This window comes from Achromobacter pulmonis (assembly GCF_002885955.2).
GTDB classification, from domain to species: Bacteria; Pseudomonadota; Gammaproteobacteria; order Burkholderiales; family Burkholderiaceae_B; genus Achromobacter; species Achromobacter pulmonis_A.
The window spans coordinates 257,035-284,030 of sequence record NZ_POQS01000001.1; the positions used below are offsets into that span (position 1 = coordinate 257,035).

Sequence of the window (26,996 nt, forward strand, 5' to 3'; positions counted from 1 at the left end):
GTCTACTACTGTAGTCCCGCGCCGGGCCGGGGTCCAGGCCGGCTAGTCGCGCCCCGACTGGCCGCGACCGTTGCCATTGCCATTGCCTTCGCCCCGCGGCTGGTCGCGGCCGCCGCCCTGCGGGCGAGCCTGCTGCTCGCGCTGCTGTTGCTGGCGGGCCTGCTGCTGGGCCTGTTGGTCGCGTTGTTGTTGCTGGCGCATCTGCTGTTCGCGCTGCTGTTGCTGGCGGGCCTGCTGCTGGGCCTGTTGGTCGCGTTGCTGCTGCTGGCGCATCTGCTGTTCGCGCTGCTGTTGCTGGCGGGCCTGCTGCTGGGCCTGTTGGTCGCGTTGCTGTTGCTGGCGCATCTGCTGTTCGCGCTGCTGTTGCTGGCGGGCCTGCTGCTGGGCCTGTTGGTCGCGTTGCTGTTGCTGGCGCATCTGCTGTTCGCGCTGCTGTTGCTGGCGGGCCTGCTGCTGGGCCTGTTGGTCGCGTTGCTGTTGCTGGCGCATCTGCTGTTCGCGCTGCTGTTGCTGGCGGGCCTGCTGCTGGGCCTGTTGGTCGCGTTGCTGTTGCTGGCGCATCTGCTGTTCGCGCTGCTGTTGCTGGCGGGCCTGCTGCTGGGCCTGTTGGTCGCGTTGCTGTTGCTGGCGCATCTGCTGTTCGCGCTGCTGTTGCTGGCGGGCCTGCTGCTGGGCCTGTTGGTCGCGTTGCTGTTGCTGGCGCATCTGCTGTTCGCGCTGCTGTTGCTGGCGGGCCTGCTGCTGGGCCTGTTGGTCGCGTTGCTGTTGCTGGCGCATCTGCTGTTCGCGCTGCTGTTGCTGGCGATCCTGCTGCTGGGCCTGCTGGTCGCGTTGCTGCTGCTGGCGCACCTGCTGTTCGCGCTGCTGTTGCTGGCGATCCTGCTGGCGCGCCTGCTGCTCGCGCTGCTGTTGCGGCGGCGGCGCGTCCCTGCGTCCGTCCTGGCCGCGGTCTGGACCGCCGCGTTGACGGTCCGGCCCGTTGCCGGGCCGCGCGCCATTGTCCGGGCGCCGCGGGTCGGACGCGTGGTTGACGTAGGCCTGGGGCGGGCGGCCGCGGTTGCGTTCGTAGGACTGGTTGCGGTCGCGGCTGGCGTCGCGCACGTAGCCGTGCTGCATCTGGGTGGGAGGCGTGTGGCGTTCCTTGCGCGCGGCCAGTTCGCGGGGATCGGCGCGGCGCTGGATGCCCGACGGTCCGCCGTGGTAGCTGACGCGGCGCTGGTCCACGTTCTTGACCACCACGTTGTGCTGATAGACGTTGGTCACGCGCGTGATGTTGACGTTGGTGACCGAGCGGTTGTAGTAGAAGCGGTCGCGCTTCCAGTAGCCGCCCACATAGCCCATGCCGGTGTAGCCGAAGCCGTAGTTGATGCCGCCATAGAAGCCCACGTGCGGCCCCCAGTAGCCGGCGGTCCAGATGTACACGCCATTGGCGAAGCCCCAGTAGCCCGGCGTCCACAGCGCGCCCACGTAGGGCGCCAGCACCCAGGCGCCCGGCACCCAGAAAAAGCCGTAGTGGTTGCGGCTCCAGTACCCGGGAACCCAGAGATAACCGTCGGCCGGAGCGGGCGGCTGCGTGTAGACGGGCAGGGGCGGCGGCGGCTCGGGACTGCGGTCCACCAGCGCCAGGTTGGCGTCGGCCGGATCGCCGCCCTCGTACACGGGAGCGGCGGGCGCGGGCGGCGGCGCTTCATAGACTTGCGCGACCGCGCCGGCGCTGGCCGCCAGCAGCACGGCCGCGGCCAGCGGCCGCGCGGTAAGAATCCGGGTAGGGGCGATCATGGTTTTTCCTTTACGCGACGGATGCGCGGATCAGTGGCCACGATAGTAGTAATGCGGCGCAGGGTATGCCGGGTAGTAGTACTGCGGCGTGTAGTAGACCGGGGCCGGGCGGTAATGGGCCGGCCGGGCCGGCACCACCACGCATCCGGTAAGGGCGCTGGACACCGCCAGCATCAGCAACAGACTTTTTTTCATTGTGCGACTCCTGCCAAGCGCCAGGCGCGGCGTGCGCCCCGATTGCGCTTGTAAGGATTAGGCCATAGGCCGGCGCTTGCAGTTCTGGACTGTAATCGTTCCGAAACAGCTTTCAGGTGACGGATGTTTGCGTTTGCGTGACGGTTGATGTCGTTCGTATCAATGATTCCGGAAGCCATGAAACAGGGCCGCTCTTGCGAGCGGCCCCCATGGCGCGGAACAGCCGGCGGCGCGGCGTTCAGTTCCAGCGTCCGCCGTTGCCGGCGAGGCTGAAGCGGCCGGCGCCCATGAAGGCGATGGCCAGGCCGGCGAAGAGGAACATGCCTTGCAGTTCCAGGGCCCAGCCGCCGTTGCTGGTCAGGCTGCCGATCTGCCCGGTGTGGGCCAGTAGGATGGCAACGATCATGTTGATCGCGACCAGCAGGCCGCCCAGGCGGGTGTAGATGCCGATGATGAGGAGGACAGGGGCGATGATTTCGCCGACGTAGACGCCATAGGCGAGAAAACCGGGCAGGCCGTGCGACGACAGCATGCCGCCGATGCCGCCGACGCCGCCGCCGGTGAGTTTGAACAAGCCGTGCAGGAGTATCAGGATACCGAGGGCTAGACGCAGGATCAGTTTGCCGGTGTCATCGGACTTGATCATGGTGGGTTCTCTTCTAATGGTTGAAAGGGACTGCGGCCGTTGGAGCAGGTTGCGAGCCTTTGGTTCCGCGCCCCGCGAACCGGGGACGGACCGACTCATTATGGCAAGAGCGTAGTGAAACCATCAACCGTTTGTGGCGGCGCCGCGACGTTTTGCAACGAAGGCAGGCCGGTTCAGAACGCTTCCAGGAAGCGCATGCGGAAACGCCGTCCCTTGATATTGCTGTTGGACAGCCGCGAGAACGCCTGCTTGGCGATCTGGCGGTCCAGCGCCACGTAGGAGGCGAATTCGCCGATATTGATCTTGCCGACCTGTTCGAACGCCAGGCCGCCGTCGCCCGTCAGCGCGCCCAGCAGGTCGCCGGGACGCAGCTTGTCTTTCTTGCCGCCCTGGATGCACAGGGTGATCATGGGCGCGCGCAGCGGGCGGTCCGCCTTGGGACGCAGCGACTTGATGTCGGCCCAGACCAGCGGCGCGCCCTGGTATTGCTCGATCAGGTTGGCCCAGCGCATTTCGTCGGGCGAGCACAGGCTCAGCGCCAGGCCTTTCTGTTCGCCGCGGCCGCTGCGGCCGATGCGGTGCACGTGCACCTCGGTGTCCTTGGTGACGTCCACGTTGATGACCGCGCCCAGGTTCTGTATGTCCAGGCCGCGCGCGGCCACGTCGGTGGCGACCAGCACGGCGCAGCTCTGGTTGGCGAACTGGATCAGGATCTCGTCGCGCTCGCGCTGTTCCAGGTCGCCATTGAGCGCCTGGGCGCTGATGCCTTCGGCCTGCAGTCGCTCGACCAGGTCGTGGCTGCGAATCTTGGTGTTGCAGAAGGCCAGCGTGGAGGCCGGCCGGAAATGCGCCAGCAGGCGCGCCACGGCGTCCAGCCGGTCGCGCTCGTCGATCTCGTAGAAGATCTGTTCGATGCGGCTGGCGTCATGCTGCGTTTCCACCTTGACCTCGGCGGGATTGCGCAGGAAGCGCGCGGCCAGCTTGCGGATGTTGTCGGGATAGGTGGCCGAGAAAAGAAGAGTCTGCCGGCGCGGCGGGCAATGCGAGGCGATGGCGACGATGTCGTCGTAGAAGCCCATGTCGACCATGCGGTCGGCCTCGTCCAGCACCAGCGTGTTCAGGCCCGAGAGGTCCAGGCTGCCGCGCGCCAGATGGTCCTGGATGCGGCCGGGCGTGCCCACCACGAGGTGCGCGCCGCGCGCCAGCGATTCGGCCTGGGGACGGGCCGCGGCGCCGCCGCACAGGGTCAGCACCTTGACGTTGGCGATCTGCCGGGCCAGGCGGCGCAGTTCCTGCGCGACCTGGTCGGCCAGCTCGCGCGTGGGGCACAGCACCAGCGCCTGCGGCGCCAGGCGGGCCGGGTCCAGCTTCTGCAGCACGCCCAGGCCGAAGGCCGCGGTCTTGCCGCTGCCGGTCTTGGCCTGCGCGATGAGATCGCGGCCCTCCAGGATCAGCGGCAGGCTCTGGGCCTGGATCGGCGTCATCTGCTCGAAGCCCAGGCTTTGCAGGTTGCCGAGCAGGGCGGGCAGAAGAGGCAGGGTGGTAAAGGCGTTGTCGGTCACGGTAACAGGGGAAAAAGCGCGGCGGGGACGGAATGTCCGTTACGTCCGAGAGTGTACCGCTAGGCCCGCGCTTCGTAGGTGCCGGCCAGCGCGCGGGCGGCCTCCTGCATGCGCGGCAGCCACGCGCGCGCGCCGTCGATGGACAGCCGCGCCACCGGCGCATGCAGCGCCACGGCGGCGATGGCGCGCTTGCCGTGCAGGATGGGCACCGCCATGCAGACGATGCCGAGCAGGTATTCCTCGCGGTCGAAACTGGCGCCCTCGGCCTTGATGGCGCGCAGTTCGCGCTCCAGCGCCGCCACGTCGCACAAGGTGTTGGGCGTGTAGCGCGGCAGCGGCGCGGCGGCCAGCAGGCGCTGGCGCGCCTCGCGCCGCATATGGGCCAGGAACAGCTTGCCGCTGGCCGAGCAGTGCAGCGGCACGCGCGAGCCCGGCTGCAGGTTGACGCGCAGCGGCCACGCGGTCTCGACGCGGTCCAGGTAGATGACTTCGTCGCCGTCGAACATGGTGCAGTTGCAGGTCTCGCCGATTTCGTCGACCAGGCTGTCGAGGATGCGGTGGCGTTCGCCGCGCAGCGGGGAATTGATCAGCGTGTCGCGCGCCAGCGCGCTGAGCCGCGGCCCGCTGACGTAGCTCTTGGCGGCCGGCTCGCGTAGCAGCATGCCGGCGTCGACCAGCCGCGAGAGGATGCGCAGCACCGAAGGCTTGGGCAGGCCGGTGGCCTCGGTGAGCGCGGCCAGCGACACCGGATGTGCGGCGCGCGCAACCTGTTCCAGCAAGGCCAGCGCGCGCAGCGCGGCGGAGGATTCGTCTTTCATCTTTCAATAATTGAAGATTCGGCGCGGTGATGCCTATGCTCGCACGGATTTTGCAGAAAATGAAACGCGGCGGGCTGGGATAGGCGGACGTTCTGCTGCAGTATCAAGGCACGCCGGCCTAGATGCAACCCGACCCGCGCCGGCCTGCCAGGAGAGACACCATGAGCAGCAAGCAACACATGACGCCCAGCGAAGCCTTCGTCGAGACGCTGGTCGCCCAGGGCGTAAAGGATGTATTCGGCATCGTCGGCTCGGCCTTCATGGACGCGCTGGACCTGTTCCCGGCGGCGGGCATCCGCTTCGTGCCCACCGTGCACGAGCAGGGCGCCGCGCACATGGCCGACGGCTATTCGCGCGTGTCCGGCCGCCACGGCGTGTGCATCGCGCAGAACGGCCCCGGCATCACCAACTTCGTGACCGGCGTGGCCGCCGCCTACTGGGCGCACAGCCCGGTGGTGGCGATCACCCCCGAGACCGGCACCTCGGGCATGGGCCTGGGCGGCTTCCAGGAAACCGAGCAGCTGCCGATCTTCTCGCGCATCACCAAGTACCAGGCGCACGTCAACCGGCCCGACCGCATGGCCGAATTCACCGCCAAGGCGTTCGACAACGCCATGGCCGAGCGCGGCCCGAGCCAGCTGAACATCCCGCGCGACTACTTCTACGGCGAGATCGACGTGGCCATCCCCGAGCCGCGCCGCGTGCGCCGCGGCCCCGGTTCCGACGAGGACCTGGAAGCGGCGGCCGCGATGCTGGCGCAGGCCAAGTTTCCGGTCATCGTGGCCGGCGGCGGCGTGCTGTTCTCGGACGGCCAGGCCGAATGCGTGGCGCTGGCCGAACTGCTGGGCGCGCCGGTCGTCACCAGCTACCTGCACAACGACGCCTTCCCGGCCAGCCATCCGCTGTGGTGCGGGCCGCTGGGCTACCAGGGCGCCAAGGCCGCCATGCTGCTGCTGTCGCAGGCCGACGTGGTGCTGGCGCTGGGCACGCGCCTGGGCCCGTTCGGCACCTTGCCGCAGCACGGGCTGGACTACTGGCCGCAGAACGCGCGCATCATCCAGGTCGACGCCGACCACCGCATGCTGGGTCTGGTGCGGCCGGTCTCGGTCGGCATCTGCGGCGACGCCAAGCCGGCCGCCGCCGCGCTCACGGCGAGGCTGCAGCAACGGGAAGTCGCCAGCGCCCGCACCAAGGCCGAGCGCGCCAGGCAGATCGCGGCGCAGAAGGCCGAATGGGAAAAGGAACTCGACAGCTGGGCGCACGAGCGCGACGACTGGAGCCTGGACGTGATCGAGCGCGGGGGCGGGCGCATGCACCCGCGCCGCATGCTGCGCGAACTGGAGCGCGCCATGCCCAAGCACGTGATGGTGTCCACCGACATCGGCAATATCTGCTCCGTGTCCAACAGCTACCTGCGCTTCGACGAGCCCAACTCCATGCTGGCCGCGATGAGCTTCGGCAATTGCGGCTACGCCTTGCCGGCGCTGATCGGCGCCAAGCTGGGCCGGCCCGACCGTCCGGCCGTGGCCTACGTGGGCGACGGCGCCTGGTGCATGAGCTTCCAGGAACTGCTGACCTGCGTGCGCGAGCAGATCCCGGTGACGGCCGTGGTGTTCCACAACGGCCAGTGGGGCGCCGAAAAGAAGAACCAGGTGGATTTCTACGGGCGCCGCTTCGTCGGCAGCAACCTGAAGAATCCCAACTTCGCCGAGCTGGCGCGGGCCATGGGCGCCGAGGGCATACGGGTCGAGCACGAGGACCAGGTCGGCGCGGCGCTCGCCGCGGCGTGCCGCGCGCAGTCCGAGGGCAAGACCACGGTGCTGGAGATGATGGTCAGCCAGGAGCTGGGCGACCCGTTCCGGCGCGACGCGCTCAAGCAGCCCGTGCGCCTGCTCGACAAGTACAAGCGCTACGTGAATCAGCCGTTCCGCCCTGGCGAGGTGGCGCTGCCCATCGATCCGGTCGGCAGCTGACGCGACCCGTGCGGCGCGGCGCCCGCCGCGCCCGGCCCGCTGGCAGGAGCACACAGAATGGAAAGCGATCGAATGTTCGAGCCGCTGCGCCGCGCCGCGCTCGAGGCCGGACGCCTGCGCACGGCGGTGGCCTATCCGCTGTGCCCCACCAGCCTGGGCGCCGCGGTGCAGGCGCGCGAGGCCGGTTTCATCGAACCGGTGCTGGTGGGTCCGGCGGCGCGGCTGCGCGCGCTGATGGCCGAGACCGGGCTGGCCGAGGACGCGCTGGAGGTGGTGGACACGCCGGACGACGAAAGGCTGGCGGCCGGCGCGGCCGCCGCCCTGGCGCGCGATGGGGCCGTGCGCATGCTGATGAAGGGCAGCCTGCACACGGATCATTTCATGTCGGCCGTGGTGGCGCGCGANGCGCGCGATGGGGCCGTGCGCATGCTGATGAAGGGCAGCCTGCACACGGATCATTTCATGTCGGCCGTGGTGGCGCGCGAGGCCGGGCTGCGCGGCGCCCGGCGCATTAGCCACGCCTTCGTGATGGCGGTGGCGGCCTATCCCAAGCTGTTCATCCTGACCGATGCGGCGGTCAACATCGCGCCCACGCTGCAGGAAAAGGCCGATATCGCCCAGAACGCCATCGAGCTGGCGCGCGCGCTGGGCGTGGCGCGTCCCAAGCTGGCGGTGCTGTGCGCCACCGAATCGGTCAACCCGTCCATGCCCGCCACGCTGGACGCGGCGGCCCTGTCGAAAATGGCCGACCGCCAGCAGATCCGCGGCGCCGAGGTCGACGGCCCGCTGGCCTTCGACAACGCGATCTCGCGCGCCGCGGCCGAACAGAAAGGCATCGTGTCGGCCGTGGCCGGGGACGCCGACATCCTGCTGGTGCCGGACATCGAGGCCGGCAACATGCTTTACAAGGAACTCACCTGGCTGGCCGGGGCGGGCACCGCGGGGCTGGTGCTGGGCACGCGCGTGCCCGTGCTGCTGACCAGCCGTTCCGACTCCATGCCGGCCCGCGTCAACAGCTGCGCGGTGGCCGTGCTGTACGCGCGCGCGCTGGCCGCCTCGTGAGCACCGGGGCGGGGCGCGCTGGTTCCAACAAGTCCGGCGGTTTGGTACTAAGCCCGGACCCGCATGCTGGCTACGCTACCCCCCAAGACCATCATCCGATGCATGGTTCATAAGCCGGAACATAAAGGGGTTCGACATGCGCAGCGCAAGACACTACCTGACCACCATACTGGCCGCGCTGGCGCTGGCCGGAACCGCCGCGGCGGCCGATGCGCCCAAATCCGGAGGCACGCTGGTCATCGGCTCGACGCAGGTGCCGCGGCACCTGAACGGCGCGGTGCAGTCCGGCACCGCGACCGCGCTGCCCAGCACCCAGCTGTTCGCCAGCCTGCTGCGCTACGACGCCGACTGGAAGCCGCAACCCTATCTGGCGCAAACCTGGGAGCTGGCCGAGGACGGCAAGTCGCTGACGATGCACCTGCGCAAGGACGCGCTGTTCCATGACGGCAAGCCGGTCACCTCGGAAGACGTGGCGTTCTCCATCATGGCGGTCAAGAAGAACCACCCGTTCCAGACCATGTTCGCGCCGGTCGAGGCCGTCGACACGCCCGACCCCTATACCGTGGTGCTGCGCATGAGCAAGCCGCACCCGGCGATCCTGCTGGCGCTGTCGCCGGCCCTCATGCCGGTGCTGCCCAAGCACATCTATGGCGACGGCCAGGACCTCAAGACGCATCCGCGCAATTCGGCCAATGTGGTCGGCTCGGGGCCGTTTGTATTCAAGGAATTCAAGCCGGGCCAGGAAATCGTGCTGGAGAAGTTCGACAAGTTCTTCCTGCCGGGCAAGCCCTACCTGGACCGCATCGTCATGAAGTTCAACCCGGACGCCACCAATCTGCTGATCGGGCTGGAGCGCGGCGACATCAACGTCTTGCCCTACATGACCGAGCCGACCATTCTGCGGCGCGCCAAGGACAACGCGGCGCTCACCATGACCAACCAGGGCTATGAAGGCATAGGCGCGCTCAGCTGGCTGGCCTTCAACACGGCGCGCAAGCCGCTGGACGACGTGCGCGTGCGCCAGGCCATCGCCTACGCGATCGACAAGCGCTTCATCACCAAGGCGCTCAATGGCGGTTTCGCCAAGGCCGCCGACGGCCCCATCGTCGCCACCAGCCCGTTTGCGTCCCCGGACGTCAAGAAGTATCCGCTGGACCTGAAGAAGTCCGAAGAACTGCTGGAGGCGGCCGGCCTCAAGAAGGACGCCAACGGCGTGCGCCTGACGCTCACGGTGGACTCCATACCGGGCTCGGACGTGCAGGGCAAGAACGTGGCGGAGTACCTGCGCAGCCAGCTCAAGAAAGTGGGCATCGCCATCCAGGTGCGCGCCTCGCCCGACTTCGCGACCTGGGCCAAGCGCGTGTCCAGCCACGATTTCGACCTCACCAACGACATTGTCTTCAACTGGGGCGACCCGGTGATCGGCGTGCACCGGACCTACCTGTCCACCAATATCCGCGACATCATCTGGACCAATACGCAGTCCTACGCCAATCCCAAGGTCGACGCGCTGCTGGAGCAGGCCGGCACCGAGACCGACGTGGACAAGCGCCGCGCGCTGTACGCCGAATTCCAGCGCATCGTCACCGAGGACCTGCCCATCGAGTTCCTGACGGTCGTCCCGTACCACACCCTGGCTTCCAAGAAGGTGCACGCCTTGCCCAACGGAATCTGGGGCGTCATGTCCCCCATGGACGACACCTATCTGCAGTAGGAGCGCGGCCATGATGCGCTATCTCGTGCGCCGTCTCGCCTATGCCCTGGTGCTGCTGCTGGCGGTGGTGACGCTGAATTTCCTGCTCATCCACATCGCGCCGGGCGATCCGGTCGAGACCATCGCCGGCTCGATGGGCGGCATCAGCGCCGAACTGAGCGCGCAGCTGCGCGCCCAGTACGGGCTGGACAAGCCGTTCCTGGCGCAGCTGGGCATCTACCTGTCGCAGGTGCTGCGCGGCGACCTCGGCTATTCGTACTTCTTCAACGTGCCGGTGGCGCAGCTGATCTGGGAGCGGGTGCCGGCCACGCTGCTGCTGGTGGTGACCTCGGTGCTCAGCGCCTTCCTGGTCGGCACGCTGCTGGGCACGCTGGCCGCGCGCAAGCCCAACGGGCCGCTGTCGCAGGGCATCACGCTGCTGTCGGTGGTGGGCTATTCGGCGCCGGTGTTCTGGACCGGCATCATCCTGATCCTGCTGTTCGCCTCGGTGCTGCCGCTGTTTCCGGTGTCGGACATGCGCTCGGCGGGCGGCCCGCAGGAGGGCTGGGCGGGCGTGCTGGACGTGCTGCACCACCTGGTGCTGCCGGCCTTCACGCTGGCCTTCGTGTACCTGGCGCAGTACAGCCGGCTGGCGCGCGCCAGCGTCATGGAGGCGCTGGCGGCCGACTACATCCGCACCGCGCGCGCCAAGGGCCTGCCCGAGCGCTCGGTGCTGTACAAGCACGCACTGCGCAACGGCGTGCTGCCGGTGGTGACCATGCTGGGCCTGCAGTTCGGCAACGTGCTGGCTGGCGCCATCCTGGTCGAGACGGTCTTCAACTGGCCCGGGCTGGGGCGGCTGGCATTCGATTCCGTGCTCAGGCGCGACTATCCCACGCTGCTGGGCATTCTGCTGTTCGCATCGCTCCTGGTGGTGGTGATGAACCAGCTTACCGATCTGGCCTACCGCCTGATCGATCCCCGGATCAAGACGACATGAGCCAAGCTCCCTCCGCCATGCCTGTTATCGCGCCCGCCGACACGGCGGCGGCCCGCCCGCCGGCCCGGCCTTCCTACGAAGCGCTGCGCGTGTTCGCGCGCAATCCCTCGGCGGTGGCCGGCGCGCTGCTGCTGGCCGCCATCCTGGGCGTGACGATCTTCGGGCCGATGGTCATGCAGGCCGATCCTTTCGAGATCGCCTGGGCGCCCATGACCCCGCCGGGCGAGGACGCGCTCTTGGGCACCGACTACCTGGGACGCGACGTGCTGACCGGCATGGTCTACGGCGGGCGCGCCACCTTGCTGGTGGGCCTGGTGGCCGCCGTGCTGTCCATGGCGATCGGCCTGACGGTGGGCGCGCTTGCCGGCTATTACGGCGGCTGGATCGACGAGATCCTGATGCGCATCACCGAGTTCTTCCAGGTGCTGCCCACCTTGCTGTTCGCGATGGTGCTGGTGACGCTGTTTTCGCCATCGCTGGCCACCATCGCGGTGGCCATCGGCGTGGTCAGCTGGACCGGCACGGCGCGGCTGGCGCGCGGCGAGTTCCTGCGGCTCAAGCGCCGCGAGTACGTGCTGGCCGAGAGGGTCATCGGCGCGTCGGACGCGCGCATCATCTGGAAGGTGATCCTGCCCAACGCGCTGGCGCCGCTGATCGTGTCGGCCACGCTGGCCATCGGCACGGCGATCCTGTTCGAGGCCGGGCTGTCTTTCCTGGGCCTGGGCGATCCGAACGTGATGAGCTGGGGCCTCATGATAGGCAGCAACCGGCCCTACATCCTGACCGCGTGGTGGGCCGTGACGCTGCCCGGCGCCGCCATTTTCCTGACCGTACTGGCCGTGAGCCTGATCGGCGACGGGCTGAACGACGCGCTCAACCCCAACTCGCGGGGGCGCGCATGACGGCCGCCGACCAGACCCCGGTGCTCGAAGTCGACGGCCTGAGCCTGGAATTCCGCACGCGCTCGCGCGTGGCCGAGGTGCTGAGCGCGGTGAGCTTCGACATGCGCGCCGGCGAAACGCTGTGCCTGGTGGGCGAGTCGGGCTGCGGCAAGAGCATGACGGCGCTGGCCATCATGCGGCTGATCCCGCCGCTGGGCCGGATCGGCGCGGGCAGCGTGCGCCTGCGCGGCGCCGACCTGGCCGCGCACGACGAAGCGGCCATGCGCGAGGTGCGCGGCAACAAGATCTCGATGATCTTCCAGGAACCCATGACGGCGCTCAACCCGGTCTACACCGTGGGCGACCAGATCGCCGAGCCGCTGCGCCTGCACCAGGGTCTGAGCAAGGCCCAGGCGCGCGAGCGCGCCATCGAGATGCTGAAGTCCGTCGGCATTCCGTTGCCCGAGCGGCGCGTGGACGACTATCCCCACCAGATGTCCGGCGGCATGCGCCAGCGCGTCATGATCGCCATCGCGCTGGCCTGCGACCCGGACGTGCTGATCGCCGACGAGCCCACCACTGCGCTGGACGTGACGGTGCAGGCCCAGATCTTCGACCTGCTGCGCGAGCAGCAGGCGCGCCGCGGCACCGCCGTGCTGCTGATCACGCACGACATGGGCGCGGTCTCGGAAATGGCCGACCGCGTGGTCGTGATGTACGGCGGGCGCGTGGTGGAGCAGGGCGGCGTGCGCGAAATCCTGGCCGAGCCGCGCCATCCCTACACCCGCGGGCTGATCGCCTGCCTGCCCGAACTGGACCGCCAGCCTACCGACATCCGGCCCGACCTGCCGGAGATTCCCGGCGTGGTGCCCTCGGTCTGGGAGCGCGGCGCGGGCTGTNAAATCCTGGCCGAGCCGCGCCATCCCTACACCCGCGGGCTGATCGCCTGCCTGCCCGAACTGGACCGCCAGCCTACCGACATCCGGCCCGACCTGCCGGAGATTCCCGGCGTGGTGCCCTCGGTCTGGGAGCGCGGCGCGGGCTGTCCGTTCCGCGACCGCTGCAGCCAGGCGATGGCGCGCTGCGCCGAGGCCTTTCCGCCGCTCACCCAGGTGGGCGCCGCCCACGAGGTGGCCTGTTGGCTCTATCCGGAGGCAGCGCCATGACGACGCCGCACGCTCCCGCCTTGCTGTCCGTGCGCGACCTGGCGGTGCATTTTCCCATCGGCGGGCGCGGCCGCGACGGCAGGCCCGCGGTGGTCAAGGCCGTGGACGGCGTGTCGTTCGACCTGGCGCGCGGCCGCACGCTGGCGATCGTGGGCGAGTCGGGCTCGGGCAAGACCACCACGGCGCTCTCGGTGCTGCGGCTGGCCGACCCGACCGCCGGTTCCATCCACTTCGACGGCGCCGACCTGACGGCCTTGCGCGGCCAGGCCCTGCGGCGCATGCGGCGGCGCCTGCAGCTGGTGTTCCAGGACCCGTATTCCTCGCTCAATCCGCGCCAGCGCGCGGGCGACATCGTGCGTTCGCCGCTGGACCTGATGGGCATCGATCCGCCCGGCGGGCGTGAGGCGCGCGTGGCCCGCATGTTCGAGCTGGTCGGCCTGCGGCCCGAGCAGCGCCAGCTGTTTCCGCACCAGTTCTCGGGCGGCCAGCGCCAGCGCCTGAACGTGGCGCGGGCGCTGGCCAGCGCGCCCGACCTGATCGTCTGCGACGAACCCGTGTCGGCGCTGGACATCGCCATCCGCGCGCAGATCCTGAACCTGCTGCGTCGCATCCAGCGCGAGCAGGGCCAGTCCTTTCTGTTCATTTCCCACGACATGGCGGTGGTCGAGCACATCTGCGACGACATCGCGGTCATGTACCTGGGCAAGATCATCGAACAGACCACGCGCGAAGCGTTCTTCTCGCGCCCGCTGCATCCCTACAGCGTGGCCCTGATGTCGGCGGTNAACGTGGCGCGGGCGCTGGCCAGCGCGCCCGACCTGATCGTCTGCGACGAACCCGTGTCGGCGCTGGACATCGCCATCCGCGCGCAGATCCTGAACCTGCTGCGTCGCATCCAGCGCGAGCAGGGCCAGTCCTTTCTGTTCATTTCCCACGACATGGCGGTGGTCGAGCACATCTGCGACGACATCGCGGTCATGTACCTGGGCAAGATCATCGAACAGACCACGCGCGAAGCGTTCTTCTCGCGCCCGCTGCATCCCTACAGCGTGGCCCTGATGTCGGCGGTGCCTACCGTCAAGGGCGGACGCGAGCTGGCCGCGCGCCGCGTGCGGCTGGCCGGCGACCCGCCCAGCCCGGTGGACCCGCCGCCGGGCTGCCGCTTTGCCGGGCGCTGCCCGGCCGCCCAGCCCATGTGCGCCGCGCAGGAGCCGGCGCTGCGCGAGGTCGCGCCGGGCCACCGCGTGGCCTGCCATTTCGTCGAAACCCGCAACGGCGTGCTGACTTCGCCGCTGCAGGGCTGACCCCGGATAGCCAGAGGAGAGAGCCGGATGAACACCACGATCTATGCCGCACGCAGCATCCTGACGATGAACCCGGCGCAGCCGCGCGCCACCCACGTCGCCGTGCGCGACGGCCGCATCCTCGGGGTGGGCACCAAGGAGTCGCTGGCCGGCTGGGGGCCGGCCCGGCTGGACGAGCGCTATGCCGGCCAGGTGCTCATGCCGGGGCTGGTGGAAGGCCATTGCCACCTGCCCGAAGGCGGCATGTGGAAGTTCGTCTACGTCGGCTTCTATGACCGGCGCGGGCCCGACGGCCGGCTGTGGGAAGGGCTCAAGAGCTTCGAGGCGGTCGCCGCGCGGCTGCGCGAGGCCGAGCGCGCGCTGGCCCCGGACGCCACGCTGATCGGCTGGGGCTTCGATCCCATCTTCTTCGAAGGCCGGCGCATGGACGTGCGCGACCTGGACGCCGTTTCGGCGCAACGGCCGGTCGTGGTCATGCACGCCAGCATGCACCTGATGAACGTCAACACGCCCATGCTGGCGCGCGCCGGCATCGACCGCGACACCGACATCGAAGGCATCACCCGCATGGACGACGGCCAGCCCAGCGGCGAGCTGTGCGAATTCGCTGCCATGTTCCCGGTCATGCGCCTGATCGGCAGCCCGTTTCGCACGCTGGGCGTGTCGGAAGAGGGGCTGCGCATGTTCGGCCAGGTGGCGAAATGGGCCGGCGTGACCACCGCCACCGACCTGGTCAACGAGCTGACCGAGGAGGGCGCCGCCGCACTGGCGCGCGTGACCGCGGAGCCGGACTATCCGGTCCGCATCGTGCCGGCGGCCTCGGCCCTGACCTACGCCGGCGATCCGGCGGGCTGCCTGGCCCGGCTGGAGCGGGCGCGCGCGCAGAACCACGACAAGCTGCATTTCGGCATGGTCAAGCTGGTGGTGGACGGCTCGATCCAGGGCTTTACCGCGCGGGTGCGCTGGCCGGGCTATTACAACGGCGCGCCCAATGGCATCTGGGTCACCGCGCCGGCGGAACTGGACGCGCTGGTGCAGACCTATCACGACGCCGGCGCGCAGCTGCACATCCATACCAACGGCGACGAGGCCACGCAGCTGGCCATCGAGGCGGTGGACCGGGCGCTACGCCGCAATCCGCGGCGCGACCACCGCCACACGCTGCAGCACTGCCAGATGGCCGACGCCGCGCAGTTCCGGCGCATGGCCAGCCTGGGCATGTGCGCCAACCTCTTCGCCAATCACATCTACTACTGGGGCGACGCCCACTACGCGCTGACCATGGGCCCGGACCGCGCCAACCGCATGGACGCCTGCGCCACCGCGGCGCGCGCCGGCGTGCCGTTCGCGATCCACTCGGACGCGCCGATCACGCCGCTGGGGCCGCTGTTCACCGCGTGGTGCGCCGTCAACCGGCAGACCGCCTCCGGCCGGGTGCTGGGCGAATCCGAACGCATCGGCGTGGACGCGGCGCTGCATGCGGTGACGCTGGGCGCGGCCTACACCCTGCACCTGGATCATCTGGTCGGTTCGATCGAAGTCGGCAAGTACGCCGATTTCTGCGTGCTGGAGGACGATCCGCTGAGCGTGCCGGCCGACGGCCTGAAGGACCTGAAGGTGGCCGGCACCGTCATTGGCGGGGTGCCGCTGGCCTTGCAGGAGGGCTGATGGCCGCGCGCATCGCGCTCACGGTGGTGGGCGGCTTCCTGGGCGCGGGCAAGACCACGCTGCTCAACCACGTGCTGGCCGACAGCCGCCGGCGCGCGGCGGTGCTGGTCAATGACTTCGGCCCGGTCGACATCGACGCGGGCCTGATCGCCCAGCGCGCCGACGAGGTCATCCGGCTGGCCAACGGCTGCGTCTGCTGTTCGATGGCCGGCGGGCTGGACGACGCGCTGGCGCGCGTGCTGGCGCTGGACCCCTTGCCCGAATGGATCGTGATCGAGGCCAGCGGCGTGTCCGACCCGGCCCGCATCGCCCAGGTCGGCATGAGCGATCCGATGCTGCAGCTCGAAAGCGTGGTGGTGGTGGCCGACGCCGCCCACGTGCGGACGCTGGCCGCCGATCCGCTGCTGGCGGACACGCTGGAACGCCAGCTGCGCGCCGCCGACCTGCTGGTGCTGAACAAGACCGACCTGGCGCCGCCGCAGGAACGCGAGGCGCTGCGCGCCTGGCTGGACCGCATGACGGGCGGCGCCCCGCTCATCGAGGCCTGCGAAGGACGCGTGGACCTGCGCTATCTGCTGGGCGAAAGCGCCGCCGCGCCGGTGGAGGGCCATGCCTGCGCGGGCCCGGGCTGCAGCCATCCGGCGCACCATCACGAGGACCCGGCGCATCCGTTCGAAAGCTGGCTGTGGCCCGCGCCGGCCTTGCTGAACGCCGACCGGCTGGCCGAACGGCTCAGGCAGACGCCGCGCCAGCTGCTGCGCGCCAAGGGCTGGGTGCGCACGGACCGGCACGGACTGGTGCTGGTGCAGCTGGCGGGGCGCCGGGTGCGCTACGACACGCGGGCGAGTCCGCCGACAGAGGCGCCGCCGCAGGGGCTGGTGATGATAGGGCTGCGCGGGGCGCTCGACCGGGACGCGTTGGCGGCGTGGCTGGCGGCGGCGGTTGTGGGGGGGTGATGGGTTTCGCGCGTTCGATATTTGAGTTCTTGCATAAGGGATCGCGCGCTGCACCCATCCTACGACCCGGCAACGTCGGATGGGTGCAGCGCGAGATTCCTTGCGCAAGCATTCGGTTATAGCGCGCGCGAAACCCATCGGTCCGCCCCAGATTCTGGTGCAAGCGATTTCCCGTTTCTGGTTCTAGACCCTGTCCCGGCGCTCACTTACCGTGGCTCATGAGCACTGGCGCGCCGTGCGCCGGCGCATACCGGAGGTTCGCAATGCACAACACCGTCACCGAGGAAATGCTGGCCGACTTCGCGGCTGCCTGGAACCGCCACGATATCGACGCCCTGATGTCCTTCATGAGCGAGGACTGCGTGTTCGAAACCGTGGGCGGGCCCGAGCAGTGGGGCACGCGGCATTCGGGGCGCGAGGCGGTGCGCGCCGCCTTCGCCGCGGCCTGGGCCGCCTTTCCCGACGCGCAATGGCGCAACGGCAGGCACTGGGTCGCGGGGGATCGCGGCGTGTCCGAATCGACCTTCACCGGCACCGCGGCCGACGGGTCGCGGGTGGAGGCGGACATGGTCGACGTCTTCACCTTCCAGGACGGCAAGATCCGCGTGAAGAACGCGTTCCGCAAGCAGCGGCCGGCCCTGCCGGCGCGTTCCTGACCGTCGGCTCGCATCCGTCAGCCATGCATCCAACAACCGGAAGCCGCAGCATGGATACCCAAATGTCCTTCGAATCCGCAGGTCCGGCCCGCCCGGGCGGCGCGGCCATCAACGCCTATAACCCGGCCTACGATCCGCTGGTCTCGCCGCCGGGGCGCGGGCAGGACTACGCGCCCACCTACTGGGTCGCGACGGCGGGCGAGCCGCCCGCCGACGACGGGCCGGTCGACGGCGATATGGAGGCCGACGTGGTCATCGTCGGTTCGGGCTTCACGGGCCTGTCCGCGGCGCTGACGCTGGCGCGCGACTTCGGCGTCAAGGCGGTGGTGCTGGAGGCCAACCGCGTGGTCTGGGGCTGCACCAGCCGCAACGGCGGCCAGGGCCAGAACGCCTCGGGCCGGCTGTACCGCTCGCAGTGGATCGCGCGCTGGGGCCTGGACACCGCCAAGCGCCTGGACGCCGAGATCCGCGACGGCTTCGAGTACTGGAAGAGCCTGGTCGCGCAGGTCGATTGCGACGCGCAGCCGGGCGGGCACCTGTACACCGCGCACCGCCAGAAGAAAATGGCGTTCCTGCAGAACGAGGCGCGCGTGATGCGCGAAGTGTTCGGCTACGACACGAAGATGCTGGGCAAGGCGGAACTGCGCGAGCGCTACATCGACGACCACGAGGCGGTGGGCGCCATGCACGAGCCCGACGGCGTGGGCGTGCATCCGCTCAAGCTCGCCTACGGCTATCTGCGGCAGGCGCGCGCGCTGGGCGTGCGCGTTCATCCGGGCAGCCCGGTGCTGGGCTGGCGCGCGGAAAACGGCCGGGTGCGGCTGCAGACGCCGGGCGGCGTGGTGCGCGCGCGGCGGGTGGCGTTCGCCACCGGCGGCTATACCGCGCAGGGCGTCAACCGGCTGCTGGACAACCGCATCATGCCGGTGCTGTCGAATTCGCTGGTCACGCGCGTGTTGTCGCCCGCCGAGCGCGAGGCCGCCGGCCTGAAGAGCACGGTGTTCATCACCGACACGCGCACGCTGCGCTTCTATTACCGCCTGCTGCCGGACGGCCGCATGCAGATAGGCAGCCGCAGCGCGCTGCGCGGCGCGGATGCGCAGCATCCCCGCCACCTGGCCTTGCTGCGCGAGGGGCTGGCGCGCAAGTTTCCCGCGCTCAAAGGGATAGAGGTGGCGTATTCGTGGTGGGGCTGGGTGGACGTCAGCCACGACATGATGCCGCGGGTCACGCAGCCCGATCCGGCCCAGCCGGTGTATTACGCGTTCGGCTATGGCGGCAATGGCGTGGCGTTCTCGGCGCAGGCCGGCCGGCGGCTGGCGCAGCGCATGATGGGCCATGACGACCAGGCCTGGAACCTGCCCATCTACGACACCCCCTTGCCGGGACATCCGTTCGCGCCGTTCCGGCGGCTGGGCCAGGGGCTGCTGTACCGGTGGTACTACTTACGAGACGAACTGCTCTAGGGCGCTGAGGGCCGGGCCGGCCGGCTGCCGGCTTTCGGCCTGCGCGCGGTAGCGGGCCACCACCCTGGCCAGCCTGGCGATGCCCGGCTCGATGTGTTCCGGGCGGATGGACGTGAACCCCACGCGCAGGAAGTTGCGCGGCGCGCTGGCGCCGTCCATGAAGAACACGTCGCCCGGCTCGACCACCACGCCCTCGGCCAGTGCCGCCTCGGACAGCTCGGCGGCGTCCAGCCAGGGCGGGCCTTGCAGCCAGCACGAGGACGATCCGGTGATGGGGATGGCCTTGAAGTCGGGCAGGTGCTGCGCCAGCGCGCGCGCCAGCTCCTGGCCGCGCTTCTGGTAGGCCTGGGACTGCCGGCGCAGCAGCGCGTGGTGATGGCCCAGCGAGATGAACAGCGAGAACGCCCGCTGGATATAGGCCGACGGGTGGCGCAGCATCAGCCGGCGCAGCGCGCGCAGCTCGGCCGTGAGTTCGCGCGGGGCCACGATATAGCCGATGCGCAGGCCGGGCGCGAAGGACTTGGCCAGGCTGCCCACGTAGATCACGCGGCCGTCGCGGTCCAGGCTCTTGAGCGCCGGGATGGCGCCTTCGCCCCAGCGGGTCTCGCTTTCGAAGTCGTCCTCGATGATCAGGCTGTCGGCCTGGCGCGCCAGCGCCAGCAGGGCCTGCCGGCGTTCGGGCGCGAGCGTGACCGTGGTGGGGCACTGGTGGCCGGGCGTGACGAACAGGTAGTCGCAGCCCAGCAGGTGCGTGCCGGTGCGCAGGCCCTGTTCGTCCACCGGCATGGGCAGCAGGTGGCGCGTGTGGCTGGCGAAGATGTTGCGGGCGTCGGGGTAGCCGGGATCTTCCATGCCGACCACCGTGTCCTCGTTGACCAGCAGGTCGGCCAGCAGGTAGAGCGCGTGCTGCGCGCCCACGGTGATGACGATTTCCTCGGCGTCGGCCCATACGCCGCGGCGCGGCAGCACCTGGGTGCGGATCTGCTCGATCAGCGCCGGGTCGTCATGGGTGATGAGGTCGGGCGCCCAACTGCGGATGTCCAGGACCGACAGGGCCTTGATGCAGCATTCGCGCCATTCGGCGGTGGGGAACAGGTCCTGGTCGAATTGCGCGTAGACGAAAGGGTAGGGCTGCTTCTGCCAGTCGCGCGGCTTGCTGATGTTGCGCTGGCGCGAGGGGCGGAAGCGCAGCCGTTCGTTCCAGCGCACGGCGGGCGCGCCGCCGGCCGGCGGCGCGGGATCGGAGGCGGGGCCGGAATGCCCCTGCATGACGGTCTCGCTGACGAAATGGCCGCTGCGCTCGCGCGAGACGAGGTAGCCTTCGCTGACCAGCTGCTGGTAGGCGAAGACGACGGTGTTGCGCGCGATCCGCAACTGGTCGGCGAGATGGCGGCTGGATGGCACCGGCGTGCCGGGCGGCAGGTGGCCGCTGAGGATGGCGGACACCAGCATCTGGCGCACGCAGCCTTGCAGGCTGAGGTTGGGCGCGCTTTCGCGTTCGAACAGGCGCTCCCACAACACGGGCTTGAGCATCGAGGCCTGGCTGGACATGAGGGCTCCCCCTTGGGTGGACCGCGGGGACGGCGCTGCGTCCCGGGGCTGCCACTGAGAATAGAGGAGCGGGGTTGGCGAAGGAATGAGGGATTGCCCGGGCGGCGATCAGACCCGTCCCTTCCAGGGTATGGCGAACTTTTCGAGGTAGCGCACCAGCAGGTCGAAGGCGAAGGCGAACACCCCGATCACGATGATGCCCATGATGACCGTGTCGCTGGCCAGGAACTGGGCGGCGTTGAGCACCATGAAGCCCAGGCCGCGATCGGCGGCCACCATTTCGGCGGCGACCAGCGTGGTCCAGCCCACCCCGATGCCGATGCGCATGCCGGTGAAGATTTCGGGCATGGCGGCCTTCAGGATCACGTGCCGGACGATCTGCGCGCGCGAGCCGCCCATGGCGTAGGCCGCGTGGATCTGCTCGATGGACACCGAGCGCACGCCGGCGCGCGCGGCGATCGCCATGGGCGCGAAAATGGCCAGGTAGATCAGCAGGATCTTGGGGAATTCGCCGATGCCGAACCAGATGATGATCAGCGGCAGGTAGGCCAGCGGCGGCAGCGGGCGGTAGAACTCGATGGGCGGATCGAATATGCCGCGGGCGTAGCGGTTCACGCCCATCAGGATGCCGACCGGGATGGCGGTGGCGCAGGCCAGGAAAAAGGCGCCGAAGACCCGCGACAGGCTGGCCAGCGCGTGCTCGGCCAGGGTGGAGTTGGCCACGCCTTCGGTCATGGCGAAGACGAACTTGTCGTAGACCGCCAGGGGCGAGGGCAGGAACAGCGGCCGCACCCAGCCGGAGGCCGTCACCAGGAACCACAGCGCGATCAGCGCCAGGCTGGTCAGCAGGCTGATGTGGCCGCTGTAGCCCGCGCCCGGCGCGCCGTACACCATGCCCGGCGCCGCGGGTTTGTGCCCCTTAGGCATGGAGGCCCGGCGACGAGGCGACGGCGCGCTCGTCGCCATAGATGATGCCGAGGACCTGCTCGCGCATGTCGATGAAGTCGGGACTGGATTTGATGCTGCGGCCATCTCGGGTCTCCAGGTAGCGTCGGTTGAAGTCCGGCGTGAAGGTGTGCGTGATCCGCCCCGGGCGCGGCGACATGACGATCAGCCGCGAGCCCAGGAACAGCGCCTCTTCCACGCTGTGCGTGATGAAAAAGAACATCTTGCCGGTCTGGCGCCAGATGTCCAGCAGCAGCTCCTGGATGGTTTCGCGCGTCAGCGCGTCCAGCGCCGCCATGGGCTCGTCCATCAGCAGCATGGCGGGGTCGCAGGTCAGGGCGCGCGCGATGCCCACGCGCTGCTGCATGCCGCCGGACAGCTGGTAGATCATGTGGCGGTGGAAGTCCTGCAGCCCGACCAGTTCCAGGTTGCGGCGCGCCCGCGCGCGGCGGGTCTGCTTGTCCACGCCCTGCAGCATCAGGCCGAACTCGGTGTTCTCCAGCACGTTCAGCCAGGGCAGCAGGGCGTGCTTCTGGAACACCACGCCGCGGTCCGCGCCGGGGCCGACGATGGGCTTGCCGCCCAGCGTGATCTCGCCCTCGGTCGGCGAAAGAAACCCCGCCAGCAGGCTGAGCAGGGTGGTCTTGCCGCAGCCGGAGGCGCCCAGCGCGACCACGAACTCGCCCGGCTGGATGGTGAGGTTGACGTTCTGCAGCGCGATCACCGGGCCGCTGTCGTGCAGGCCGGGGTAGGTGACGCTGACGCTTTCCGCGCACAGGCGCTGCGCGGCGCTGGGGGATGGCTGGGTCATGCCGGCTCCTGGTTGAACGGCGGGGATGGCTACTTGGCCGCCGCCTTGGCGTACTGGCCGTTGACGTGGGCGCTGTAGTCGTCCAGGCTGCGATCGATCTGCTTCTGGTCTTTGAGGAACTTGGCGCTGGCCGCGAACGCGCGCGCCGCGCCCGACTCCTTGCCGCCGCCCAGCCACTCGTTGGAAGCCTGCTCCTGCGCGGTGGGAAACACCAGCAGCTTGAGCGCCTCGACCACGTCTTCGGGCTTGCCGCCGATCAGCTTGACCATGCCCTTGACCTGCGGCGAATCGGCCGTCCATTTGGCGCCGTTGGCGCGATAGTCGGCGTAGGACTTGGCCAGCACGGCGGTGAACGCCGCCATGAACTTGGGATGCTTGGCGGCCCAGGCCCGGTCGGCCACGATGCCGTCGAAGGTGGGCACGCTGGCCTTGCCGATCTGTTCCGAGTCCGCAATGATCTTGCCGGTCTTGGCGATCTCGGTGAGCGCCGGCGGCCAGACGTAGGCGGCGTCGATATCGCCGCGCTGCCAGGCGGCGACGATCTGCGGCGGCTGCATGTTCAAGAGGCGCACCTCGCGCGGGTTGATCTTCCAGACCTGCTCCAGCCCCACCAGCAGGTGGAAGTGCGAGGTGGAGACGAACGGCGTGGCGATGCGCTTGCCCTTCAGGTCGGCCGTGCCGTTGATGCCGGAGCCGTTGCGCGCCACCAGCGCTTCGGACTTGCCGATGTTGTCCAGCACCCAGAAGAGCTCCATGTCCACGCCGCGCGTGGAAGCCGCGGTGATGCCGGTCGAGCCCAGCACGCCGACCGGCACGTTGCCCGAGGCCAGCGCGGTGGAGATGTCGCCGCCGGACGTGAACTGGCGCCAGTCCACCTGGTAGCCCGCCTGCTTGAGCGCGGCGTCGAAGCTGCCGTCGGCGATGGCGGACAGGAACGGGCCGACGATCAGCTGGTATCCGACCACGAGCTTGGTCTGGGCGTATGCGGGAGCGGCCAGCAGCGCGGCGGCCAGGCCGGCCAGGGTGCAGCGGCGGATGAGGCGGGATATCGCGTTCATGGTGATCTCCGTGGGTGAGACCGCGTTCCGGCGCGTCCGGCTACGCCGCGTTGCTGCGGTTTGATGTCAGTTTGCCCGGATGGATTCGGAACGCTAGGACCAGATGGGGAGATCAGTAGGTGCCAAAGAGACGGTGCGTTCAGGTCCGGCTGAATTGCTCGACCAGGAAATCGAGAAAGGCGCGCAGCTTCGGGGCGACATGCTGTCTGGACGGATAGACCGCATAGAGCGTGGTTTCGACCGTGGCCCAGTCTTCGAGCGCCGCCTGCAGCCGTCCCGCTTTCAAATCGTCTTCGACGTAAGGACGAGGCATCAGGCTCAGGCCCAGCCCGCCGCGCAGCGCATCGCGCACGGCCAGGCTGGATGACACGGAGTATTGCCCTTTGACCGCGATGCTTTCGGTGTGGCCGTTCTTGCTGAACTCCCATGCGTCCGCATGTCCCGAAAGGCTGAACCGGATGCAGTTCAGCGCCTTCAGGTCGGCGGGCGCTTGCGGCTTTCCATGCGCCTTGAAATAGGACGGCGCCGCGCACAGCACGTGCGGCATGACCGCCAGCTTTCTGGCGATCAGGCTGGAGTCTTCGAGCTTGTCGCTGCCGCGGACGGCGAGGTCGAAACCCTCGCGGATGAGGTCGACCCGCCTGTCGTCCAGATGCAGGTCGAGCCTGAGGTCGGGATGGCGCGCCAGGAATCCGGGGATGGCGGCCGACAGGCGCGTCAGGGTCACGGTCATGGGCGCGCTGACGCGCAGCGTGCCGCTGGGCGCCGCCTTGACCGGGCAGAGGGCCTGGTCCGCTTCGACCAGCGCGTCGAGCCCGCGCGTCACGTGCTCCAGGTAGATCCTGCCTTCTTCGGTCAGGGCCATGCGCCGCGTGGTCCGGTTGATGAGCCGCACGCCCACGTGCGCTTCCAGTTCGGCGATGTTCTTGCTGACGGCCGCGGGCGAGAGGCCGAGCCGGCGCCCGGCCTCGGCGAAGCTGTTGCGTTCCGCCACCTGGCGGAATACCTGCAAGGCGGTCAGGCGGTCCATGAATAATATTCTATCGGTAAATAATGAATTTATATTATCGAATATTATCTTTAATGGGTGAATTATGTATATTTTTCCGTAAGCCTTTCACGGTCACAACGGAATGACGATGAACCCCACGATCTCCCTTATCGAGCAGCGCGTCTCGGCCAATCGGTTCGATGCCTCGCACACCCTGGCGGACGCCGAAATCGAGGAACTGGCGCGTCTGGCCACGCGCGCGCCCACCGCCTACAACCTCCAGAACTGGCGTTTCATCGCGGTGCGCACGCCCGAAGGCAAGGCGCGGCTGCGCGGCCTGGCGCAAGGGCAGGCCAAGGTCTCGGACGCGGCCGTCACGTTCATCATCTGCGGCGTGCTTCCCGAGCCGGCCGCCATTGCGGACCGGCTGGCCGGCTTCGTGGCGTCCGGCTTCATGCCGGCGGACATGGCGTCCCGCTGGCAGGAAGGCGCCCGCGCGCAATACGCCGACCCGCAGACCGCGCGCGACGAAGCCCTGCGCTCGGCCACCTTCGGCGCCTCCACGCTGATCTACGCGGCCGGGGCGCTGGGCCTGGCCTCCGGGCCGATGGTCGGATTCGACGCCGAAGGCGTGGCGCGCGAATTCGGCCTGGGGCCGGCGGAGGTGCCGGCGATGCTGGTCGCGGTCGGCCGCGCCGCGGCCGGCAACTGGCCGCAGAAACCCCGCCGGCAATTGGCCGAGGTGCTGGAGATCGCATGAGCACGCGCGGCGCCGATCTGCTGCTGACGGCCGTGGCCCCCGCCATATGGGGCACCACGTATATCGTCACGACCGAATTCCTGCCCGGCTTTGCGCCGATGACGGTGGCCATGCTGCGCGCGCTGCCGGCCGGGTTGCTGCTGCTCCTGGTCGTGCGGCGCCTGCCTGCCGGCATATGGTGGCTGCGCATCTTCGTCCTGGGCGCGCTCAATTTCTCCATCTTCTGGAGCATGCTGTTCATCTCGGCGTACCGCCTTCCGGGCGGCGTCGCCGCAACCGTGGGCGCGGTCCAGCCGCTGATCGTGGTGTTGCTTGCCGCTGTTCTGCTGGGCAGCGCGCTGCGCGCGATAACGGTCGTGGCGGCCATCGCCGGCGCCTTCGGCGTGGCGCTGCTGGTGCTGACGCCGGGCGCCTCGCTCGATGCCGTCGGCGTCGCGGCCGGCCTGGCCGGGGCGGTGTCGATGGCGTTCGGAACGGTGCTGAGCCGCAAGTGGCGGCCGCCGGTGTCGCTGCTCACCTTCACCGCGTGGCAATTGACGGCGGGCGGCCTGCTGCTGGTTCCGGCGGCGCTGCTGTTCGATCCGTCCATGGGGCTGCCGACCGGACGCAACCTGATCGGACTGGCATGGCTGGGGCTGATCGGCGCGGCCCTGACCTATATGCTCTGGTTCCGCGGCATCGCGCGGCTGGAATCGGCCGTCGTGTCCTCGCTGGGCTTTCTCAGCCCGGTCACCGCGGTGCTGCTCGGTTGGCTGTTCCTGGGCCAGACGCTGACCCCGGTTCAGCGCATCGGCGTGGCCCTCGTCATCGGCAGCATCTGGTTCGGCCAGCGCGCCGGCGTCCGGAACCAGACTGGAGGGATGGCTGCGCAGCAGCCGGAACGACGTTAAGCTCGATGCCGTCCACTGAACGGAGGCATCCCCCATGGCCCGCATCGAGTCCGTAGACATTTTCCTGGTCGACCTGCCGCCCAAGACCGTGCGCACCGACGCCGTGCAGAGTTTCGAACGGCAGGAAACCCCAATCGTGCGCATCACCGACAGCGACGGCGCGGTGGGAGTGGGCTACAGCTACACCATCGGCACGGGCGGCTCGGCGGTGGCGCGCCTGCTGGACGAACACCTGGCGCCCATGCTGCCCGGCCGCGAGGCCGAAGACATCGAAGGCCTGTGGCGGGACCTGATGTACCGGGTCCATGCGACCACGGTGGGCGCGCTGACTTCCATCGCGCTGGCCGCCATCGACACCGCGCTATGGGATTTGCGGGCGCGCCGCGCCGGGCTGCCGCTGCACCGGCTGGCGGGCGGGGCCAAGGATCGCATCGCGCTCTACACCACCGAGAGCGGCTGGCTGCACCTGCCCGCGCAGGCCCTGGTCGAGGGCTGCCAGCAGGCGCGGGCCGATGGCCTGCGCGGCGCCAAGCTCAAGGTCGGGCGGCCTCACGTATCCGAGGACGTGGCGCGCATCGCGGCGGTGCGCGAGGCGATGGGAGAGGGCTGGGAGATCATGGTGGACGCCAACCAGGGCTTTTCGCTGCCCGAGGCGATACGCCGGGCGCGCGCCTTCGAAGCGCTGGACCTGGCCTGGCTGGAAGAACCGATACATGCCGACGACGTGCACGCGCATCGGCGCCTGTCGGAGTCCACCCGCCTGCCCATCGCGGTGGGCGAGTCGCTCTACAGCCTGTCGCAGTTCAAGGACTATCTGCATAGCGGCGCGTGCTCGGTGGTGCAGGTGGACGTGGGACGGATCGGCGGCATTACGCCGTGGCTGAAAGTGGCGCACCTGGCCGAAGCCTACAACGTGCCGGTCTGCCCGCACTTCCTGATGGAAATCCACGTGGCGCTGTGCTGCGCCGTGCCCAACAGCCGCTGGCTGGAATACATCCCGCAGCTGGACCTGATAACCGAGTCGCGCCTGCGGATCGAGGACGGCCACGCGCTGCCGTCGCAGGAGCCGGGGCTGGGGATTGCGTGGGACTGGGCCGCGATCGAGCGGCTGACGGGGTCTCGCAGCCGGCATGGGTGATTGGCGGCCGGGGCCGCCCGATGGGTT

Annotated in this window: 24 protein-coding genes; 14 read left to right on the forward strand and 10 right to left on the reverse strand. The window is 69.2% G+C overall.

Annotated features, from left to right (window positions below):
• Positions 1-42 precede the first annotated feature (42 nt).
• From C1I89_RS01245 to C1I89_RS01260, 5 genes are all read right to left on the reverse strand, one after another.
• Positions 43-1,779 (reverse strand): BcpO-related WXXGXW repeat protein, encoded by a 1,737-nt coding sequence (locus tag C1I89_RS01245; protein WP_102770996.1) that lies wholly within the window; start codon positions 1,777-1,779, stop codon positions 43-45.
• A gap of 30 nt (positions 1,780-1,809) precedes the next feature.
• Complete coding sequence (locus tag C1I89_RS34370) at positions 1,810-1,974, reverse strand: hypothetical protein (protein WP_168202122.1); 165 nt, start codon at positions 1,972-1,974, stop codon at positions 1,810-1,812.
• 238 nt (positions 1,975-2,212) lie between these two features.
• The gene (locus tag C1I89_RS01250; RefSeq protein ID WP_102770997.1) at positions 2,213-2,620 is read right to left on the reverse strand and encodes a DoxX family protein; all 408 of its coding nucleotides are present in this window, start codon (positions 2,618-2,620) and stop codon (positions 2,213-2,215) included.
• Positions 2,621-2,793: 173 nt separating this feature from the next.
• Positions 2,794-4,182, reverse strand: coding sequence for an ATP-dependent RNA helicase DbpA (dbpA, locus tag C1I89_RS01255; protein WP_102770998.1), 1,389 nt, complete (start codon positions 4,180-4,182; stop codon positions 2,794-2,796).
• A 59-nt stretch (positions 4,183-4,241) separates the two neighbouring features.
• Positions 4,242-5,000, reverse strand: coding sequence for an IclR family transcriptional regulator (locus C1I89_RS01260; protein WP_102770999.1), 759 nt, complete (start codon positions 4,998-5,000; stop codon positions 4,242-4,244).
• A gap of 161 nt (positions 5,001-5,161) precedes the next feature.
• On the opposite strand from C1I89_RS01260, the gene xsc reads away from it, so the two are divergent.
• The 11 genes from xsc (at position 5,162) to C1I89_RS01315 (ending at position 18,825) form a co-directional block, all read left to right on the forward strand.
• The gene (gene xsc, locus C1I89_RS01265; protein ID WP_102771000.1) at positions 5,162-6,973 is read left to right on the forward strand and encodes a sulfoacetaldehyde acetyltransferase; all 1,812 of its coding nucleotides are present in this window, start codon (positions 5,162-5,164) and stop codon (positions 6,971-6,973) included.
• Positions 6,974-7,030: 57 nt separating this feature from the next.
• Complete coding sequence (locus C1I89_RS01270; RefSeq protein WP_102771001.1) at positions 7,031-8,035, forward strand: bifunctional enoyl-CoA hydratase/phosphate acetyltransferase; 1,005 nt, start codon at positions 7,031-7,033, stop codon at positions 8,033-8,035.
• Positions 8,036-8,171: 136 nt separating this feature from the next.
• Positions 8,172-9,749, forward strand: coding sequence for an ABC transporter substrate-binding protein (locus C1I89_RS01275; RefSeq protein WP_102771002.1), 1,578 nt, complete (start codon positions 8,172-8,174; stop codon positions 9,747-9,749).
• 10 nt (positions 9,750-9,759) lie between these two features.
• Positions 9,760-10,728 carry an ABC transporter permease gene (locus C1I89_RS01280; protein WP_102771003.1) on the forward strand — a complete coding sequence of 323 codons (969 nt, stop codon included), beginning with the start codon at positions 9,760-9,762 and terminating at the stop codon, positions 10,726-10,728.
• On the forward strand, positions 10,725-11,630 hold the full coding sequence (locus C1I89_RS01285) for an ABC transporter permease (protein WP_102771004.1): 906 nt from the start codon (positions 10,725-10,727) through the stop codon (positions 11,628-11,630). The genes C1I89_RS01280 and C1I89_RS01285 overlap by 4 nt, the downstream gene beginning before the upstream one ends.
• Positions 11,627-12,775, forward strand: coding sequence for an ABC transporter ATP-binding protein (locus C1I89_RS01290; RefSeq protein ID WP_102771005.1), 1,149 nt, complete (start codon positions 11,627-11,629; stop codon positions 12,773-12,775). The genes C1I89_RS01285 and C1I89_RS01290 overlap by 4 nt, the downstream gene beginning before the upstream one ends.
• A complete protein-coding gene (locus C1I89_RS35825) occupies positions 12,772-14,079 on the forward strand; it encodes a dipeptide ABC transporter ATP-binding protein (RefSeq protein ID WP_102771006.1) in 1,308 nt (435 codons plus the stop codon). Before C1I89_RS01290 ends, C1I89_RS35825 begins: the two co-directional genes overlap by 4 nt.
• 27 nt (positions 14,080-14,106) lie before the next feature.
• Positions 14,107-15,747 carry an amidohydrolase gene (locus C1I89_RS01300; protein WP_102771007.1) on the forward strand — a complete coding sequence of 547 codons (1,641 nt, stop codon included), beginning with the start codon at positions 14,107-14,109 and terminating at the stop codon, positions 15,745-15,747.
• Complete coding sequence (locus tag C1I89_RS01305; RefSeq protein WP_102771008.1) at positions 15,747-16,703, forward strand: CobW family GTP-binding protein; 957 nt, start codon at positions 15,747-15,749, stop codon at positions 16,701-16,703. The genes C1I89_RS01300 and C1I89_RS01305 overlap by 1 nt, the downstream gene beginning before the upstream one ends.
• A 263-nt stretch (positions 16,704-16,966) precedes the next feature.
• Positions 16,967-17,359, forward strand: a complete 393-nt coding sequence (locus C1I89_RS01310) for a nuclear transport factor 2 family protein (RefSeq protein ID WP_102771009.1) — start codon at positions 16,967-16,969, stop codon at positions 17,357-17,359.
• A 50-nt stretch (positions 17,360-17,409) separates the two neighbouring features.
• The gene (locus tag C1I89_RS01315; RefSeq protein ID WP_102771010.1) at positions 17,410-18,825 is read left to right on the forward strand and encodes an NAD(P)/FAD-dependent oxidoreductase; all 1,416 of its coding nucleotides are present in this window, start codon (positions 17,410-17,412) and stop codon (positions 18,823-18,825) included.
• Here the strand turns inward: C1I89_RS01315 and pdxR are convergent.
• The 5 genes from pdxR to C1I89_RS01340 form a co-directional block, all read right to left on the reverse strand.
• Positions 18,805-20,376: a MocR-like pyridoxine biosynthesis transcription factor PdxR gene (gene pdxR / locus C1I89_RS01320; protein ID WP_102771011.1), complete on the reverse strand. Its 1,572-nt coding sequence runs from the start codon at positions 20,374-20,376 to the stop codon at positions 18,805-18,807. The genes C1I89_RS01315 and pdxR overlap by 21 nt on opposite strands.
• 108 nt (positions 20,377-20,484) lie before the next feature.
• Positions 20,485-21,303: an ABC transporter permease subunit gene (locus tag C1I89_RS01325; RefSeq protein WP_102771012.1), complete on the reverse strand. Its 819-nt coding sequence runs from the start codon at positions 21,301-21,303 to the stop codon at positions 20,485-20,487.
• Entirely contained in the window at positions 21,296-22,132 is an 837-nt protein-coding gene (locus C1I89_RS01330) for a taurine ABC transporter ATP-binding protein (RefSeq protein WP_102771013.1), read from the reverse strand. Before C1I89_RS01330 ends, C1I89_RS01325 begins: the two co-directional genes overlap by 8 nt.
• 29 nt (positions 22,133-22,161) lie before the next feature.
• A complete protein-coding gene (tauA, locus tag C1I89_RS01335; protein WP_102771014.1) occupies positions 22,162-23,190 on the reverse strand; it encodes a taurine ABC transporter substrate-binding protein in 1,029 nt (342 codons plus the stop codon).
• Between the two features lie 139 nt (positions 23,191-23,329).
• Positions 23,330-24,220: a LysR family transcriptional regulator gene (locus tag C1I89_RS01340; RefSeq protein ID WP_102771015.1), complete on the reverse strand. Its 891-nt coding sequence runs from the start codon at positions 24,218-24,220 to the stop codon at positions 23,330-23,332.
• 103 nt (positions 24,221-24,323) lie between these two features.
• Between C1I89_RS01340 and C1I89_RS01345 the strand changes: the two genes are divergently transcribed.
• Genes C1I89_RS01345 through C1I89_RS01355 form a run of 3 tightly spaced genes read left to right on the forward strand, consistent with a single transcriptional unit; the run spans position 24,324 to position 26,969 of the window.
• On the forward strand, positions 24,324-24,941 hold the full coding sequence (locus C1I89_RS01345; RefSeq protein WP_102771016.1) for a nitroreductase family protein: 618 nt from the start codon (positions 24,324-24,326) through the stop codon (positions 24,939-24,941).
• A complete protein-coding gene (locus C1I89_RS01350) occupies positions 24,938-25,831 on the forward strand; it encodes an EamA family transporter (RefSeq protein WP_102771017.1) in 894 nt (297 codons plus the stop codon). The genes C1I89_RS01345 and C1I89_RS01350 overlap by 4 nt, the downstream gene beginning before the upstream one ends.
• Positions 25,832-25,865: 34 nt before the next feature.
• The gene (locus C1I89_RS01355) at positions 25,866-26,969 is read left to right on the forward strand and encodes a mandelate racemase/muconate lactonizing enzyme family protein (RefSeq protein WP_102771018.1); all 1,104 of its coding nucleotides are present in this window, start codon (positions 25,866-25,868) and stop codon (positions 26,967-26,969) included.
• Positions 26,970-26,996 lie beyond the last annotated feature (27 nt).